The organism is Enterobacter sp. JJBC (assembly GCF_036936505.1).
In the GTDB taxonomy this organism is placed as follows: Bacteria; Pseudomonadota; Gammaproteobacteria; order Enterobacterales; family Enterobacteriaceae; genus Enterobacter; species Enterobacter hormaechei_C.
Genome location: NZ_CP136935.1, coordinates 3,862,986 through 3,879,503 on the forward strand (window position 1 = coordinate 3,862,986; position 16,518 = coordinate 3,879,503).

Here is a 16,518-nt window from a genome sequence, read left to right on the forward strand (position 1 = left end):
TTGCCCTTCCCACGTCGCTTATGCGCCGGATGGTCTGTGTTAAACTGCAAACCATTACGTGGAAACAGGAATTTCGAATGGCAACAATGCTGGATGTCTCACTGCGTGCGGGCGTGTCGAAGGCCACCGTTTCGCGCGTGCTGAACGGCACAGGTCAGGTTAAAGAGAGCACGCGTCAGCAGGTATTTCGCGCGATGGAGGAGTTGGGCTATCGTCCGAACTTTCTCGCGCGTTCGCTGGCTAACCAGACCAGCAACAGCATTGGTCTTGTCGTCTCGACGTTCGACGGTTTTTACTTTGGTCGTTTGCTACAGCAGGCGTCACGGCAGACCGAAAAGCACGGAAAACAGCTGATTGTTACCGACGGTCACGACGCCCCTGAACAGGAAGAACAGGCGGTGCAGATGCTCGCCGACCGCAAGTGCGACGCCATCGTGCTGTACACGCGATACATGAGCGAAAAGACGATCCTGAAGCTGATCAACAGCGTGCAGACGCCGCTGGTGATCATTAACCGTGAAGTGAGCCAGGCGGCGGATCGCTGCGTCTTCTTTGAACAGCAGGACGCGGCCTTCAAAGCGGTGGATTACCTGATAAGCCAGGGTCATCGGGAGATCGCCTGTATCACCGTCCCGATCCACACCCCAACGGGTAAAGCGCGGCTGATGGGCTACCGTAAGGCGCTGGAGAAGCACGGTATTCGTCTCGACGAGCGGCGGATTAAATACGGCGATGCAGGCATGACGCGGGGTTACGAGCTGTGCAAGGAGCTGATTGCGGAAAAGACATCGTTCAGCGCCCTGTTTGCCTGTAATGATGATATGGCCCTGGGCGCCTCCAAAGCATTACACCAGGCCGGGCTCAAGATCCCGCAGGATATTTCGCTGTTTGGTTTTGACGATGCCCCCAGCGCAAAGTGGCTGGAGCCTGCCCTGTCGTCGGTATATTTGCCGATCGACAACATGATCGTCACGGCAATCGACCAGGCGATCCGGCTGGCAAAAAACCAGCCGGTTGAAGCGATCCCGCCGTTCACCGGCACGCTGGTGTTACGCGATTCGGTGACAACAGGGCCGTGGTTTAATCAGACCAGCTCTAACGCCAGCAGCTCCTGAATGGTCTGGCGACGGCGAATCAGCCGCGCCACGCCGTTATCAAACAGCACTTCCGGCAGCAGCGGGCGGCTATTGTAGTTGGAAGACATAGACGCCCCGTACGCACCGGTATCATGCAGCACCAGATAATCTCCCGGTTTTACCTCTGGCAGCGAACGGGTTTCGACTTTCCCGCCTTCCTGCTGAGTAAAGACGTCACCGGATTCACACAGCGGGCCGGCAACAACGGTCTCGATGCGCGGCGCGTTGACCAGATCGCGGCCATCGGCGGCAAGCGCGGTAATGTGATGATAGCTGCCGTACATGGACGGGCGCATCAGGTCGTTGAAGCCAGCATCAATCAGCACAAAGTGACGGCTTCCCATCTCCTTCACGCTCCGCACCTGCGCCACCAGCACGCCAGCTTCGGCGACCAGGAAACGACCCGGCTCAATCTCCAGCTTCACCGCATGGCCCAGATGGGCAGCGATCCTGTCACGCGCGGCGCTCCACAGGCCGTAATAGTGATCCGTGTCGATCGCCTCTTCTCCTTCGCGGTAAGGGATCGAAAGCCCTCCCCCGGCGGAGATCGCCTCCAGATCCTGACCAAAATCGATAACCTGACGCACCATTGCGCCACAGACCTGCTCAAGATGGCCATAATCCACGCCGGACCCGATATGCATGTGAATGCCCACCAGCTTGAGGTTGTAGCGTTGTAAAACCTCCAGCGCCGCAGGCATATCGGCATACCAGATCCCGTGTTTACTGTTTTCGCCCCCAGTGTTGGTTTTCTGACTGTGGCCGTGACCAAAGCCCGGGTTGACGCGCAGCCAGACGCGATGGCCAGGAGAGACCTGCCCAAGCTGTTCCAGCATATCCACCGAACCAGCATTGACCGGGATTTGCAGCTCGTGCACGCGCGCCAGCGTGGCGTCGTCTATCAGGTCAGCGGTGAAGACGATCGCGTCGCTGTCGGCTTTCGGATCAAACCCGGCCGCCAGCGCACGTTCGATCTCACCCAGCGATACGGAGTCAACCTTCACGCCCTGCTCGCGCATCAGGCGCAGAATATGAATATTGGAGCAGGCTTTCTGCGCAAAACGCACCACGTCAAACTGATGCAGCGCGGCGATCTTCTCGCGGACAATCTGCGCATCGTAGACCCACACCGGACAGCCGAATTCGGCAGGCAGGCGCAGCAGGTTATCGGCGTTTAAATCGGTTTCGGTCTGGTTGAGCGGGCGTGGCATGGTCGTCTCCGGAAATCTGTTTTTTATCATTACGCCATAGCCTGAAGAGAATAAAAAATATCGTTTTATCGTGAGTCTATGCAAAAATGATATGGAACACGCTCAGCCATCAGGTGCCCTATGCCCGCCGTTAACCTACGCCATATCGAGATTTTTCATGCGGTGATGACCACCGGCAATCTCACTGAAGCCGCGCACATGCTGCACACCTCGCAGCCGACGGTCAGCCGCGAGCTGGCGCGTTTTGAGAAAGTGCTGGGGCTGAAGCTGTTTGAACGCACCCGCGGCAGGCTGCATCCAACGGTGCAGGGTTTACGTCTGTTTGAGGAGGTTCAGCGCTCCTGGTACGGGCTGGACAGGATCGTGAGCGCGGCAGAGAGCCTGAGGGAGTTCCGCCAGGGCGAACTGTCCATCGTCTGCCTGCCGGTCTTTTCCCAGTCATTCCTGCCGGTACTGTTACAGCCGTTTCTGGCCCGCTATCCGGAGGTCAGCCTGACCATCGTGCCGCAGGAGTCGCCGCTGCTGGAGGAGTGGCTTTCGGCCCAGCGCCACGATCTGGGTCTGACTGAAACCCTCGTCACGCCAGCGGGAACGGAACGCACGGAGCTGCTGTCGCTGGATGAGGTCTGCGTGCTGCCTGCCAGCCACCCGCTTGCCCACAAAACCGTGCTGACACCGGCGGATTTTCACGGTGAGAACTATATCAGCCTGTCGCAGACCGACAGCTACCGGCAGCTTCTGGATGGCCTGTTTGCCGAACATCAGGTGAAGCGGCGGATGGTGATGGAAACGCACAGTGCGGCGTCAATTTGCGCGATGGTGCGCGCGGGCGTGGGTATTTCGGTGGTGAACCCGCTCACGGCCATGGACTACGCCAGCAGCGGCGTGGTTCTGCGCCGTTTTAGCGTTTCCGTTCCCTTTACCGTGAGCCTGATCCGCCCGCTGCACCGGCCCGCCTCAGCGCTGGTTGATGCCTTTAGTGAACATCTGATTGCGCACGCGCGTCAGGTGGCGCTTCGCTTACCTGACCTGCAAAAACCTTTATGACAGCATAAACTCCACCGCATCCGCGGCATGGATGGCGGCGGTATCGAAGACCGGTATCGGGCTTCGGTCTGCCGGCACCAGCAGACCGATTTCGGTACAGCCGAAGATGACCCCTTCCGCTCCCTGCTGCGCCAGTTTCTCTATCACGCTGACGTACCAGGCGCGCGAAGCTTCGCTGAAGGTGCCCAGACACAGCTCATCAAAAATAATCTGGTTAATGTGCGCCCGGTCAGCCTCCTCCGGGATCAGGCTTTCAATCCCGAACTGGCTGCTCAGCCGCCCGCGGTAAAAATCCTGTTCCATGGTGTAGCGCGTCCCCAGCAGCGCCACGCGCGTCATGCCGGCGGTACGTATGGCACGCCCGGTGGCATCCGCGATATGTAAGAACGGCAGCGAACAGCGGTCTTCAATGTGCGACGCCACCTTATGCATGGTGTTGGTACACAGCAGAATACCCTGCGCGCCCGCACGCTCCAGCCCGAGCGCGGCGTCCGCCAGTATCTGCCCCGCTTTGTCCCACTCCCCGCTCGACTGGCAGGCTTCTATTTCATGGAAATCCACGCTGTGCAGCAGCAGGCTGGCCGAATGCAGGCCGCCCATACGCTGTTTAACGCCTTCATTAATCAGGCGGTAGTACGGGATCGTTGATTCCCAGCTCATGCCCCCTAACAGACCGATCGTTTTCATCTTTCCTCCTGTGCGTTTCACCCAGTGAAGCAAACTTGTGATCGCCTTTCCAGTTATTTGGCTAAACGTTTCCTTTTCTCGGCGGGTGAGATAAGTTAATTGAAACAATGTTTCATTACATAACAGGGCGAAAATATGTTTATTTTCCATAAAGAGACCACGCTTGAGGATCTGGGCAACGGCGTGACGCGTCGTATTCTGGCGCACGACGGCAGGATGATGGCGGTGGAAGTGAATTTCGAGGAAGGCGCGATTGGCCCGATGCATAACCACCCGCATGAGCAACTCACCTACGTTCTCTCGGGGGAATTTGAGTTCACCATTGGCGAGGAGAAGCATGTGGTGACCGCGGGCGACACCCTCTATAAAGCGCCGCACGTGATGCACGGCTGCGTTTGCCTGAAACCCGGCACCCTGCTGGATACCTTTACGCCGGTACGCGAAGATTTCCTGAAATAAAAAAAGGCGCTCAGTTGAGCGCCTTTTTTGATGTTATTCCGTTACCGGCTCAGGAAGTTGTTCCGGCAGCGGGTTGCGGGTGCTCATAGCCTCGCGCAGCAGCACGCTGCCACAGGCGAACAGTCCACCCAGAATACACGCCAGCAGCACGATGAGGGCTTTGCCCGGGCCATCTTTTTTCACCGGCATAGAAGGTGAAAGCTGGTATTTGAACGGCTCCAGGCTCACATCTTCGAAGGAGAGTTTTTGCAGCTGTGCCAGATAGTATTCGCGGTTCTGGAAATCGGCGTTCAGCTCAGAAACGTCCTTGAGATTTTTTTCAATCTGCAATTTCTGCGCAATCCCGTCCGCACCGAGGGCGACGGAATAATCCGGATCGTCTTTCACCGCCTGTCCATTGCTGTAAACCGGCTTTTTGATCCCAGCCGCGTTCGCCACTTCCAGCGAGTAGTTCAGGCGTTGCAGGTTGGTATTGTGGATATTGGTCAGACGGACCCGATCCAACTCCAGCTGCTGCTGTACCGTTTTGGTTCTCAGGATCAGCTGATCGCGAATGTTTTGCATGGTCTCCTGCTCGACGATGCGGGAGATGTACTGAATGTAACCATTCAACACTTTCTGCGCATCCTCTGCCGTTGGGGCTGTGAAGCTTAACGTCCAGGAGAGGTATGGTGCTTTATCGGCATTTTTTTCCTGCGTGTTATCAACAGCCTTCATCTTTTCGGCAATATTGACCACCGCGCGGTGCAGTTCCAGCGGGTCAACCTCAGCGCCATCGAGCTGAGCCATCACGTAAGGTGAGCTCTTCATGTACTCTTCAAGCAGAGACTGGGACTGAAACTTTTTGATAAACAGATTAAACACATCCGCACGGGTAATTTTCACGTCGACATCAAGCACCTGGAGCGCCACCATCATCTGGCGCAGCGAACTCCACTGCGTCTGTTCCGCGGGCGTAATGACCGCTTTACTGGTCCATTTTTGCGGTATCAGAAAGGCGATTGCCAGGCCGACCAGTGCAAATGCAAAGACAATGGTGATGATGCGTTTTTTTGCTGCCAGCAGGACGTCCAGCAGACCCAGAAGATCTATTTCTTTAGCGCTGACCGCCGGGGGAGCATAGTGAGGAAAATTGAGATCCGTATGTTTTTTGAAATCCATCGCTGACATAACTGTTCTTCTTTTAAGGATGCAGTGAAATTCTGCCTGACTGGTTCCGGTGTAACAAATCATACAAGAATGTAAGAATTATCTGAATGACGAATTGGTACATCTGTAGACCTGCTATCAGATCTGGTAGTTAGCCACGCTGCGTGACTATTGTTATTCCTGCTCCCCTTTTGCTTCATTATCTCTTCCTCATGGGCCGCGGCGAACGTCCGTGGAAAGTCAAAAATGCCACCTCCCTCACTATATTGAAACAGCGTTTCGACGCTGATCACATTTCCACCATTAAGCGAATGACGCAGAAATAAATCGCAATAATATAAAATAAAACGATGTTTTAGTATCCAAGAACACCGGTTCAGCTCTTTTGAAACCCGAAGCGCTTACACCACGACGAAAGACAAAAAAGCGTTAAAAAACAAACGTAGGTTTTGCCGTTGCCAGACGTTGCACCCTGAATTTCAGCTCCCATGCCGCGCATCGCAGGCCTGGGAAAATGTAACAAAGCAGATTTCGTATTAAACCATTGATTGCCAGGTAGGTATGTATGAATGAAAACAAGCTGCTGGGGCTCGCATGGATATCACCCTATATCATCGGGCTGATACTCTTTACGGCATTCCCCTTCGTCTCATCGTTTTTCCTCAGCTTTACGGATTACGATTTGATGAGTCCGCCGGTGTTTAACGGCATCGAAAACTATCGCTACATGTTTACCGAAGACACGCTCTTCTGGAAATCCATGGGCGTGACCTTTGCCTATGTATTTTTAACCATCCCGCTAAAGCTCGCCTTTGCATTAGGAATTGCCTTTGTCCTGAACTTTAAATTACGCGGCATCGGCTTTTTCCGAACGGCCTACTATATTCCGTCGATCCTCGGCAGCTCCGTCGCCATTGCCGTATTGTGGCGCGCCTTATTTGCCATCGATGGCCTGCTGAACAGCTTTATCGGCGTTTTTGGCTTTGATCCGGTGAACTGGCTGGGCGAGCCGTCGCTGGCGCTGATGTCCGTTACCCTGCTGCGCGTCTGGCAGTTCGGTTCCGCGATGGTCATCTTCCTGGCCGCGCTGCAAAACGTACCGCAGTCCCAGTATGAAGCGGCAATGATCGATGGCGCATCGAAATGGCAGATGTTCATGAAGGTGACCGTGCCACTGATTACGCCGGTGATCTTCTTCAACTTCATCATGCAGACCACGCAGGCGTTCCAGGAATTTACCGGGCCGTACGTGATTACCGGCGGCGGGCCAACCTATTCGACCTATCTGTTCTCGCTCTACATCTACGACACCGCCTTTAAGTATTTCGATATGGGCTATGGCGCGGCGCTGGCGTGGATCCTGTTCCTGGTGGTGGCCGTCTTCGCCGGTATCGCCTTTAAGTCGTCGAAATACTGGGTGTTCTACTCCGCCGATAAAGGAGGCAAAAATGGCTGATATTCAACAACTCTCCACGGCAAGAAGCGTCGCCGAACGCGAAGTGGCCCGCACGCTGCGCAGAGAGAAAATCAACGCCTCCGTTCGCTATGTGATTCTGCTGGTTGTCGGCCTGCTGATGCTTTACCCGCTGGTGTGGATGTTCTCCGCGTCGTTCAAACCGAACCACGAGATCTTCACCACATTGAGCCTGTGGCCTGCCCACGCCACCTGGGATGGTTTCGTAAACGGCTGGAAAACCGGCACCGAGTACAACTTCGGCCATTACATGCTGAACACCTTTAAGTATGTGATCCCGAAAGTGATCCTGACCATTATCTCCTCCACCATCGTGGCGTACGGCTTTGCCCGCTTCGAGATCCCGTGGAAGAAGTTCTGGTTCGCCACGCTCATCACCACCATGCTGCTGCCCAGCACCGTGCTGCTGATCCCGCAGTACCTGATGTTCCGTGAAATGGGCATGCTCAACAGCTATATGCCGCTGTACCTGCCGCTGGCCTTCGCCACTCAGGGGTTCTTCGTCTTCATGCTGATCCAGTTCCTGCGCGGCGTCCCGCGTGACATGGAAGAGGCGGCGCAGATTGACGGCTGTAACTCCATTCAGGTGCTGTGGTACGTGGTAGTGCCGATCCTGAAACCGGCCATTATCTCCGTCGCCCTGTTCCAGTTCATGTGGTCCATGAACGACTTTATCGGGCCGCTGATTTACGTCTACAGCGTGGATAAATACCCCATCGCACTGGCGCTGAAAATGTCCATCGATGTCACCGAAGGCGCGCCGTGGAACGAAATTCTGGCAATGGCGAGCATCTCCATTCTGCCATCCATCATTGTCTTCTTCCTGGCACAGCGCTACTTCGTACAGGGCGTCACCAGCAGCGGAATTAAAGGTTAAGAGGGAAATACCATGGCTGAAGTTATTTTCAACAAGCTGGAAAAGGTCTACTCCAACGGCTTTAAAGCGGTACACGCTATCGATCTTAAAATTGCTGAAGGGGAATTCATGGTGATCGTCGGCCCATCTGGCTGCGCCAAATCCACGACCCTGCGCATGCTGGCGGGGCTCGAAACCATCAGCGGCGGCGAGGTGCGCATTGGCGACAAGATCGTGAACAACCTCGCGCCGAAAGAGCGCGGTATTGCAATGGTGTTCCAGAACTATGCCCTCTATCCGCACATGACGGTGCGCGAGAATCTGGCCTTTGGTCTCAAACTGAGCAAACTGCCGAAAGATCAGATTGAGTCTCAGGTGAATGAAGCTGCCAAAATTCTTGAACTGGAAGAGCTGCTCGACCGCCTGCCGCGCCAGCTTTCCGGCGGCCAGGCGCAGCGCGTGGCGGTAGGCCGTGCGATTGTGAAAAAACCGGATGTGTTCCTGTTCGATGAGCCGCTTTCAAACCTCGACGCCAAACTGCGCGCTTCGATGCGTATTCGTATTTCCGACCTGCACAAGCAGCTGAAGAAATCCGGAAAACCGGCGACCACCGTTTACGTGACACACGACCAGACCGAAGCGATGACTATGGGCGACCGCATCTGCGTGATGAAGCTCGGCCATATCATGCAGGTGGATACGCCGGACAACCTCTACCACAGGCCGAGGAACATGTTCGTGGCGGGCTTTATCGGCGCGCCGGAGATGAATATACGCAAAAGCGTGCTGGTCGAAAAAGCGGGCCAGCTGCACATCGCCATTGGCGATGAAACCATGCCGCTGAACGCGGAGAAGCAGGAGAAAGTCGCGGCCTACGCGGGTCAGGAGATTTACTACGGCGTGCGTCCGGAATTTGTGTCGCTCTCTGATGAGCCCTTCCCGAACGGCGGCTGTAGCGGGGAGATGGTGCGCGTTGAGAACATGGGCCACGAATTCTTTGTGTACCTGAAGGTCGCGGACTACGAACTGACCGCCCGAATCCCGTCCGATGAAGCTAAGCCAATGATTGATAAGGGGCTTCATCGTAAGGTGTATTTCACGTTTGAGATGAACAAGTGTCATATTTTTGACGCAAAAACTGAACAGAACCTCTCTCTCTGATGGAGTGATAAAAATGAAAAAAGTGCTTTTAAGCGCAGCAATCTCCGCGACCCTGGGTCTTACCGCTTTGCCATCGATGGCGCAGAATGTGGATTTACGGATGTCCTGGTGGGGCGGCAACGGCCGTCACCAGGTCACCCTGAAAGCGCTGGAAGAGTTCCATAAGCAGAACCCGGACATCAACGTGAAAGCGGAATACACCGGCTGGGATGGTCACCTCTCCCGTCTGACCACCCAGATTGCGGGCGGCACCGAGCCGGACGTAATGCAGACGAACTGGAACTGGCTGCCGATCTTCTCGAAAACCGGTGACGGCTTCTACGATCTGAACAAGATGAAGGACGTGATTGACCTGTCGCAGTTCGATCCCAAAGAGCTGCAAACCACCACCGTGGACGGCAAGCTGAACGGCATTCCGATCTCGGTGACGGCGCGCGTGTTCTACTTCAATGACGAAACCTGGAAAAAAGCGGGTATTGCGTACCCGAAAACCTGGGACGAGCTGATGGCGGCCGGTAAAACCTTCGAGAGCAAGCTCGGCAAGCAATACTATCCGGTGATACTGGAGCATCAGGATACGCTGGCGCTGCTGAATTCGTACATGATCCAGAAGTACAACATTCCTGCGGTGGATGAGAAAACCAAAAAGTTCAGCTACACAAAGGAACAGTGGGTAGAGTTTTTCCAGACCTACAAAAAGCTGATCGACAGCCACGTCATGCCGGACACCAAATACTATGCCTCTTTCGGTAAGAGCAACATGTATGAGATGAAGCCGTGGATCCAGGGTGAATGGGGCGGCACCTACATGTGGAACTCCACCATCAACAAATATTCCGACAACCTGAAGCCACCGGCGAAACTGGAGCTGGGCAACTACCCAATGCTGCCGGGCGCCACCGACGCAGGTCTGTTCTTCAAACCGGCGCAGATGCTGTCGATTGGTAAGACGACCAAAAACCCGGAGGCGGCAGCGAAGCTAATTAATTTCCTGCTCAACAGCAAAGAAGGGGTCGATACGCTGGGTCTTGAGCGTGGCGTACCGCTGAGCAAAGTAGCGGTGCAGTATCTGACCGAAGACGGCACCATTAAAGAGGACGATCCTTCCGTGGCAGGCCTGCGCCTGGCGCAGTCGCTGCCGGCGAAACTCACCGTCTCGCCATACTTTGACGACCCACAGATTGTGGCGCAGTTCGGTACCTCTTTGCAGTATATCGACTACGGGCAGAAAACCGTGGAAGAGACGGCCGCTGACTTCCAGCGTCAGGCGGAGCGTATTTTGAGACGTGCGATGCGGTAAAAACAAAGCCGGGTGGCGCTTCGCTTACCCGGCCTACACGGTATCGTAGGCCCGGTAAGCGAAGCGCCACCCGGCAATGACATTACACGCCGATATTACGTAGTTTCTCCCCTTTCATCAGCTTGCGTTCAATATGCTCCAGGGTCACGCCTTTGGTTTCCGGGATCAGCCAGAATGTCACGCCGATAAACGCCACGTTCAGCACCGTATAGAGCCAGAAGGTGCCTGCCGCGCCAATCGCATCCAGCAGCGTCAGGAAGGTCGCGCCAATGATCATATTCGACACCCAGTTGGTGGTGGTGGAACAGGTGATACCAAAGTCGCGGCATTTCAGCGGCTGAATTTCAGAGCACAGGATCCACACCACCGGTGCGGCGCTCATCGCGTAACCGGCGATGCACATCATGGTCATGCCAACGGAGAGCCAGGAGAGGCCGCTTGACGCCGTGCCGTTATCGAACTGCATCAGGCAGTAACCAAGGATCAAGGTGCCGAGCGCCATTACGCTAAAGCCAATTTTCAGGGCCGGTTTACGTCCAGCCTTATCGACGGTGAACACCGCGATAAAGGTGGCGAACATAAAGGTCAGCCCCACCACCAGCGTGGCGATCATCTGCTGTTCGGTGGTGGTAAAACCAGCCATTTTAAAGATGCGTGGGGCGTAATACATGATGATGTTCATCCCCGTGAACTGCTGCATCGCCTGTAACAGCATGCCGAGGAACACCGCGCGGCGCACGTTGCGGTTCGCCTTAAACAGGGACCAGCCGCCCTGCTTCAGCTTCAGGCTTTCGCGGATTTCGTTCAGCTCTTCACGCGCTTTTTCAGACGTGTCGCGCAGCATGCGCAGCACCTCTTCCGCCTCCACGTGACGCCCTTTTTGCGCCAGCCAGCGCGGGCTGTTCGGCAGGAAAATGACTAACACAATCAGCAGCACCGCAGGCAGCGCCAGCACGCCAAGCATTGCCCGCCAGTTGCCGCTGTAGCTGAAGTACGTATCCGACAGGAACGCCAGCACGATACCGAGCGTCACCATCAGCTGGTACATGCTGATCATCTTCCCGCGCACGTTTTCGCTCGCCATTTCGGAGAGGTAAAGCGGCGCGGTGTAGGACGCGATACCTACCGCCACGCCCAGCAGCACGCGGGAAAGCAGCAACACTTCAACGTTGGTGGCAAACGCCGAACCAAGAGAGCCAGCAACAAACAGGATCGCCCCGACCATCAGGCTGTATTTGCGCCCGAGACGGAACGACAGCCAGCCGTTAAACAGTGCGCCGATGGCCGCACCCAGCATCATGCTGCTCACCACCCACTCTTGCAGGCGGTTGCTTAACGTAAAGTGGTCGGTAATAAAGGGCAGTGCGCCCGCGATAACGCCGATATCCAGACCAAACAGTAAACCGGCTACGGCGGCCGCAACAGAAACAAACTGGTTCATGCGTCGGGTATCGCGCAGCGCAGCGGGCATAAGGGTAGAGTCATTTACAGATGTCATTGTTTCCTGCCTCAACAGCGAAATTCGTTAAGTGAAATTACGAGATACCGGAAGAAAGTGTCAGGCCGGAAATGGTGAAGATATGGATTATTTCGCTACGACACACCGATCTGTGATGGACATTACAATTTCAAATCAGGATGGTTTAACCTTATTTTTGATTAATTAGTTAATATTTAAGCAATAAATGTGTGACACCCGTCATTCATTCCTTTTCAGTATGGATTTTTCATCTTTATGGATATGGATAAAGCCAATTTTGGCGCAAAAAAAACCTCTACACGAGGGCAGAGGTTCTTTATTCGGGCTGACTTAACGTGCCAGCCAGCCGCCGTCTACGGCAACGGTGTAGCCATTAATGTAGTCCGAAGCCGGGGACGCCAGGAATACAACCGGGCCCATCAGATCGCTCGGCAGACCCCAGCGACCCGCTGGAATACGCTCCAGGATTGCCGCGCTGCGCTCTTCATCCGCACGCAGCTGCTGGGTATTGTTGGTGGCCATGTAGCCCGGCGCAATCGCGTTGACGTTGATGTTGTGCTGCGCCCACTCGTTCGCCAGCAGACGGGTCACGCCCATCACGGCACTCTTCGATGCGGTGTAAGACGGCACGCGGATGCCGCCCTGGAAAGAGAGCATGGAGGCAATATTAATGATCTTGCCACCTTTCCCCTGAGCAATGAAGTGCTTCGCAGCCGCCTGGGACATAAAGAACACGCTCTTGATGTTCAGATTCATCACGTCGTCCCAGTCCGTTTCGCTGAAGTTAATCGCGTCTTCACGACGGATCAGGCCGGCGTTGTTGACCAGAATATCGATATGCCCAAACTCCGCCACCGCGCGATCCAGCAGCTCAGGGATCGCATCGATTTTGCGCAGGTCCGCGGTCAGGCTCAGGAAACGGCGGCCCAGCGCGGTGACGCGCTCGATGGTTTCCGTTGGCTCAACGATGTTAATCCCGACGATATCGCAGCCCGCTTCCGCCAGACCTAACGCCATACCCTGCCCCAGCCCGGTGTCACAACCGGAAACCACAGCCACTTTACCTTGCAGAGAAAATGCATCCAGAATCATGTTTGTTCCTTAATCGTTCAGCGCCTGTCAGCAACAGGCAGATGTATGCTTAACTGCCTGCGACTAGCGCAGATCCTTAACAGCGACGTGGTCCATGTCATCAAAGACCTGGTTTTCACCGACCATCCCCCAGATAAAGGTATAGGCTTTCGTTCCCACGCCAGAGTGGATGGACCAGCTCGGCGAAATGACTGCCTGCTCGTTGTGCATAACGATATGGCGCGTCTCCTGCGGCTGTCCCATCATGTGGAACACGCAGGCGTCTTCATCCATGTTGAAATAGAAGTAGACTTCCATGCGGCGCTCGTGGGTATGGCACGGCATGGTGTTCCACAGGTTGCCCGGCGCAAGCTCGGTCAGCCCCATGCTGAGCTGGCAGGTTTCCAGCACATCCGGAACAAAGTATTTGTTGATGGTGCGACGGTTGCTGGTGAGGTTATCGCCAAGGGTCACCGGGGCAACGTCCGCTGGCGTGACTTTTTTGGTTGGGTAAGTCGTATGAGCCGGGGCGCAGTTGTAGTAAAACTTCGCCGGTTTGCTGGCATCAATGCTGGCGAACACCACCTCTTTCGCGCCTTTGCCGACGTACAGCGCGTCGCGGTGACCAATTTCGTAGCACTGGCCATCGACGGTAATGGTGCCCGGCCCGCCGATGTTAATCACGCCCAGTTCACGGCGTTCGAGGAAGTAGCTCACGCCCAGCTGTTTGCCCACTTCACCGCCCACGGAGACGGTTTTCGCCACCGGCATAATCCCGCCCACAATAATGCGGTCAATATGGCTGTAGACCATGGTGTACTTGTCGGCTTCGAACACTTGCTCAACTAAAAACTCACTGCGCAGCCCCTGAGTATCCAGCATTTTAGCGTGCGCACTGTGGATGCTTTGTCTGACGTCCACGTAAACCTCCAGAATTGATCGTGCCCGAAGGCAAATATAAATAACGAAACAACGTTCCGTTTTAGTGATGAACACATATTATCCCCTGACAACGGGGTTTTCAATTACATTTAAAACAACGTTTCATTTTTCCTGCCTGTTTATGCCAGAAATGGTGTTTCGATCACGATAAATCTTTAAGACCCTCAATCTGGTTAATGAAAATGAGAAAGTGCGCTGTCAGTCACAAATAATGAAACAACGTTTTGATAATTTATCACCTAGTTTTCAACCTACATTACGCGTTCAAAGGAGTGCATTATGGCTAAAGGTATGCGGGTCAAGCTGAACTATGAGGTCAGCCGCGATCCGGATACAGGCGTGGAAGTCACCCGCCTGACCCCACCGGAAGTAACCTGTCATCGCAACTACTTTTACCAGAAGTGCTTCTTTAACGATGGCAGCCACCTGCTGTTCGCCGGGGAGTTCGACGGTCACTGGAACTATTACCTGTTGGATCTGAAAAACGCCGAAGCGGTACAGTTGACCGAAGGCGCGGGCGATAATACCTTTGGCGGGTTCCTCTCTCCGGACGATAAATCCCTCTACTATGTGAAGAACGATCGCACCCTGCTGGAGGTGGATTTACAGACGCTGGCAGAGCGCGAAGTGTACCGCGTTCCGGAAGAGTGGGTCGGCTACGGCACCTGGGTCGCGAACAGCGACTGCACCAAACTGGTGGGTATTGAGATTGCCAGACGTGACTGGACGCCACTCAACGACTGGAAAATTTTCCACGACTTCTTCCACAAAGGGCCGCACTGCCGCCTGCTGCGCGTTGATCTGAAAACGGGTGAAAGCACCACCATTCATGACGAGAAGATCTGGCTGGGACATCCGATTTATCGCCCGTTCGATGACAATACCGTGGCCTTCTGTCATGAAGGGCCGCACGACCTGGTCGACGCCCGCATGTGGCTGGTCAACGAAGATGGCAGCAACGTGCGGAAAGTGAAAACGCACGCGGAAGGTGAAAGCTGTACACATGAATTTTGGGTGCCCGACGGGTCCGCGCTGATCTACGTCTCTTATCTGAAAGGTCAGCAAGGGCGTACCATCTCCCGCTTCAACCCGGACACCGGCGTGAATGAAGCGGTAATGAACATGCCCGCCTGTTCACATCTGATGAGCAACGTTGACGGCAGCATGCTGGTTGGCGACGGTTCCGGTACGCCTGTTGACGTGAAAGACACCGGCGGCTACACCATTGATAACGATCCTTATCTGTATGCCTTTGACGTGGCGAAGAAAGCTTATTACCGCATCGCCCGTCATGACACCTCATGGGCTACGGTGGCGAACAGCCGCCAGGTAACCCACCCGCATCCGTCCTTCACGCCGGACGAAAAAGCGGTGCTGTACAGTTCCGATAAAGACGGCAAACCGGCCCTCTATATCGCGAAACTCCCCGAGCAACCTGAAATGTTGCATGCCTGAATGAGTTAGTGTTTCTGTAACTGGCCTTGCCCTCCGATTCGGAGGGCTTTTTTTTGGGTGATTGCGCGGCGCTTTTTGCCGGGTGGCGCTTCGCTTACCCGGCCTACGAAAAAATGGATTGGAAAGAATGTGTAGGCCGGGTAAGCGTTAGCGCCACCCGGCGGTTTTTAGCGAAGGAACTGAATTATCAGAAGGAGTACGCCACACCTAAACGGAAACGGGTCTGGCGTTCGTCCGTGTCTTTAACCCCCACGTTCCCCACCTCCACATACGGTGCCCAGTTTTTATCCCATTTGTAGGCCAGCTTGGCGTTATATTCGTTGGAATAATCTTTATTATTATTTCGGGCCACGCCTTCAGAACTTTTCGCGTAAACATAGTTCAGCTCGGTACGCCAGTCACCTAATACCCAACCGACCCACGCATCGCCACGGTTAACTTTATCATCGTCCTTATTTGAGCTTGACGGGTAGCGAGTATATTCGTAACGGTAACGCGCAGCCACGTAGAAGCCATTATCGAAGCTATATTGCACATGCAGATTCGGTTTATAAATGGTGCGACTGTCTGTGCTTTCAATCGTAAACGCAGGGGTCAGGGCGATATTGTCTGTCGCTTTCCAGCGCCAGCTAATCTGATCTTCGTGACCGTTCCCCACTACATCCGCGAATGGCTGATCTGCCTTGTCCCCGCCTGATTTCCACTTCGCCTCGACTGAAAAACCGAAGCCATTATCAAAGCGGTGCGAGACGGCAACACGGTCGGCATTCGAGCCGCTGTCAATATATTCGTGACGCAGATCGACGGTAACGGCGCTAGCCGCAAAAGAGGCACTAATAAGGGAAGCAAGGAGCAGAGATTTCTTAAACATGAAAAAACCCTCAATTAAAATAACGTTTCGTTTTTATGAAACTTGAGTTTATTTTTTATGCACCGTTATTTTAGTGACAAGGATCGAAATTATTTGTTTCATTTTTTTTGGCAAAGATCGACGTGAACCCCATCAACAAAAAAAGGGCATTAACCGTAAATTTCAGGGGGAAGATCACATTAAGCACTTCACAAAGCAAATAATTAACCGCGCAATAAT

General features: G+C 54.4%; 15 protein-coding genes. 8 read left to right on the forward strand and 7 right to left on the reverse strand.

What is annotated here, in order from left to right:
• Positions 1–77: 77 nt before the first annotated feature.
• Entirely contained in the window at positions 78–1,115 is a 1,038-nt protein-coding gene (locus RY075_RS18510) for a LacI family DNA-binding transcriptional regulator (RefSeq protein WP_003862814.1), read from the forward strand.
• Here RY075_RS18510 and lysA read toward each other — a convergent pair.
• Positions 1,085–2,347: a diaminopimelate decarboxylase gene (gene lysA / locus RY075_RS18515; RefSeq protein ID WP_003862815.1), complete on the reverse strand. Its 1,263-nt coding sequence runs from the start codon at positions 2,345–2,347 to the stop codon at positions 1,085–1,087. The genes RY075_RS18510 and lysA overlap by 31 nt on opposite strands.
• 120 nt (positions 2,348–2,467) lie before the next feature.
• Here lysA and RY075_RS18520 point away from each other — a divergent pair, with 120 nt between their 5' ends.
• Entirely contained in the window at positions 2,468–3,394 is a 927-nt protein-coding gene (locus RY075_RS18520; protein WP_023295367.1) for a LysR family transcriptional regulator, read from the forward strand.
• Here RY075_RS18520 and RY075_RS18525 read toward each other — a convergent pair.
• Positions 3,389–4,081, reverse strand: a complete 693-nt coding sequence (locus RY075_RS18525; RefSeq protein WP_003862819.1) for an aspartate/glutamate racemase — start codon at positions 4,079–4,081, stop codon at positions 3,389–3,391. The two genes, RY075_RS18520 and RY075_RS18525, sit on opposite strands and share 6 nt — an antisense overlap.
• 135 nt (positions 4,082–4,216) lie before the next feature.
• Between RY075_RS18525 and RY075_RS18530 the strand changes: the two genes are divergently transcribed.
• Positions 4,217–4,540 carry a cupin domain-containing protein gene (locus tag RY075_RS18530; protein WP_003862821.1) on the forward strand — a complete coding sequence of 108 codons (324 nt, stop codon included), beginning with the start codon at positions 4,217–4,219 and terminating at the stop codon, positions 4,538–4,540.
• 33 nt (positions 4,541–4,573) lie between these two features.
• Here RY075_RS18530 and wzz(fepE) read toward each other — a convergent pair whose 3' ends face one another.
• Positions 4,574–5,710, reverse strand: coding sequence for an LPS O-antigen length regulator Wzz(fepE) (wzz(fepE), locus tag RY075_RS18535; protein ID WP_023314779.1), 1,137 nt, complete (start codon positions 5,708–5,710; stop codon positions 4,574–4,576).
• A gap of 544 nt (positions 5,711–6,254) precedes the next feature.
• Here wzz(fepE) and RY075_RS18540 point away from each other — a divergent pair.
• Genes RY075_RS18540 through RY075_RS18555 form a run of 4 tightly spaced genes read left to right on the forward strand, consistent with a single transcriptional unit; the run spans position 6,255 to position 10,480 of the window.
• Positions 6,255–7,145 carry a sugar ABC transporter permease gene (locus RY075_RS18540; protein ID WP_003862825.1) on the forward strand — a complete coding sequence of 297 codons (891 nt, stop codon included), beginning with the start codon at positions 6,255–6,257 and terminating at the stop codon, positions 7,143–7,145.
• Entirely contained in the window at positions 7,138–8,040 is a 903-nt protein-coding gene (locus RY075_RS18545) for a carbohydrate ABC transporter permease (protein WP_003862827.1), read from the forward strand. Before RY075_RS18540 ends, RY075_RS18545 begins: the two co-directional genes overlap by 8 nt.
• A 12-nt stretch (positions 8,041–8,052) precedes the next feature.
• A complete protein-coding gene (locus RY075_RS18550; RefSeq protein WP_003862829.1) occupies positions 8,053–9,180 on the forward strand; it encodes an ABC transporter ATP-binding protein in 1,128 nt (375 codons plus the stop codon).
• Between the two features lie 13 nt (positions 9,181–9,193).
• Complete coding sequence (locus tag RY075_RS18555; protein WP_003862832.1) at positions 9,194–10,480, forward strand: ABC transporter substrate-binding protein; 1,287 nt, start codon at positions 9,194–9,196, stop codon at positions 10,478–10,480.
• Positions 10,481–10,562: 82 nt separating this feature from the next.
• Here the strand turns inward: RY075_RS18555 and RY075_RS18560 are convergent, their stop codons facing one another.
• The 3 genes from RY075_RS18560 to kduI all read right to left on the reverse strand — a co-directional run bounded on the left by RY075_RS18560 (position 10,563) and on the right by kduI (position 13,952).
• Complete coding sequence (locus tag RY075_RS18560) at positions 10,563–11,978, reverse strand: sugar porter family MFS transporter (protein ID WP_003862834.1); 1,416 nt, start codon at positions 11,976–11,978, stop codon at positions 10,563–10,565.
• Between the two features lie 312 nt (positions 11,979–12,290).
• A complete protein-coding gene (gene kduD / locus RY075_RS18565) occupies positions 12,291–13,052 on the reverse strand; it encodes a 2-dehydro-3-deoxy-D-gluconate 5-dehydrogenase KduD (RefSeq protein WP_003862835.1) in 762 nt (253 codons plus the stop codon).
• Positions 13,053–13,115: 63 nt separating this feature from the next.
• A complete protein-coding gene (gene kduI, locus RY075_RS18570; protein WP_003862837.1) occupies positions 13,116–13,952 on the reverse strand; it encodes a 5-dehydro-4-deoxy-D-glucuronate isomerase in 837 nt (278 codons plus the stop codon).
• Between the two features lie 300 nt (positions 13,953–14,252).
• On the opposite strand from kduI, the gene RY075_RS18575 reads away from it, so the two are divergent.
• Positions 14,253–15,428, forward strand: a complete 1,176-nt coding sequence (locus RY075_RS18575; protein WP_045895014.1) for an oligogalacturonate lyase family protein — start codon at positions 14,253–14,255, stop codon at positions 15,426–15,428.
• 187 nt (positions 15,429–15,615) lie between these two features.
• Here RY075_RS18575 and RY075_RS18580 read toward each other — a convergent pair whose 3' ends face one another.
• A complete protein-coding gene (locus RY075_RS18580; protein ID WP_003862842.1) occupies positions 15,616–16,299 on the reverse strand; it encodes an oligogalacturonate-specific porin KdgM family protein in 684 nt (227 codons plus the stop codon).
• Positions 16,300–16,518 lie beyond the last annotated feature (219 nt).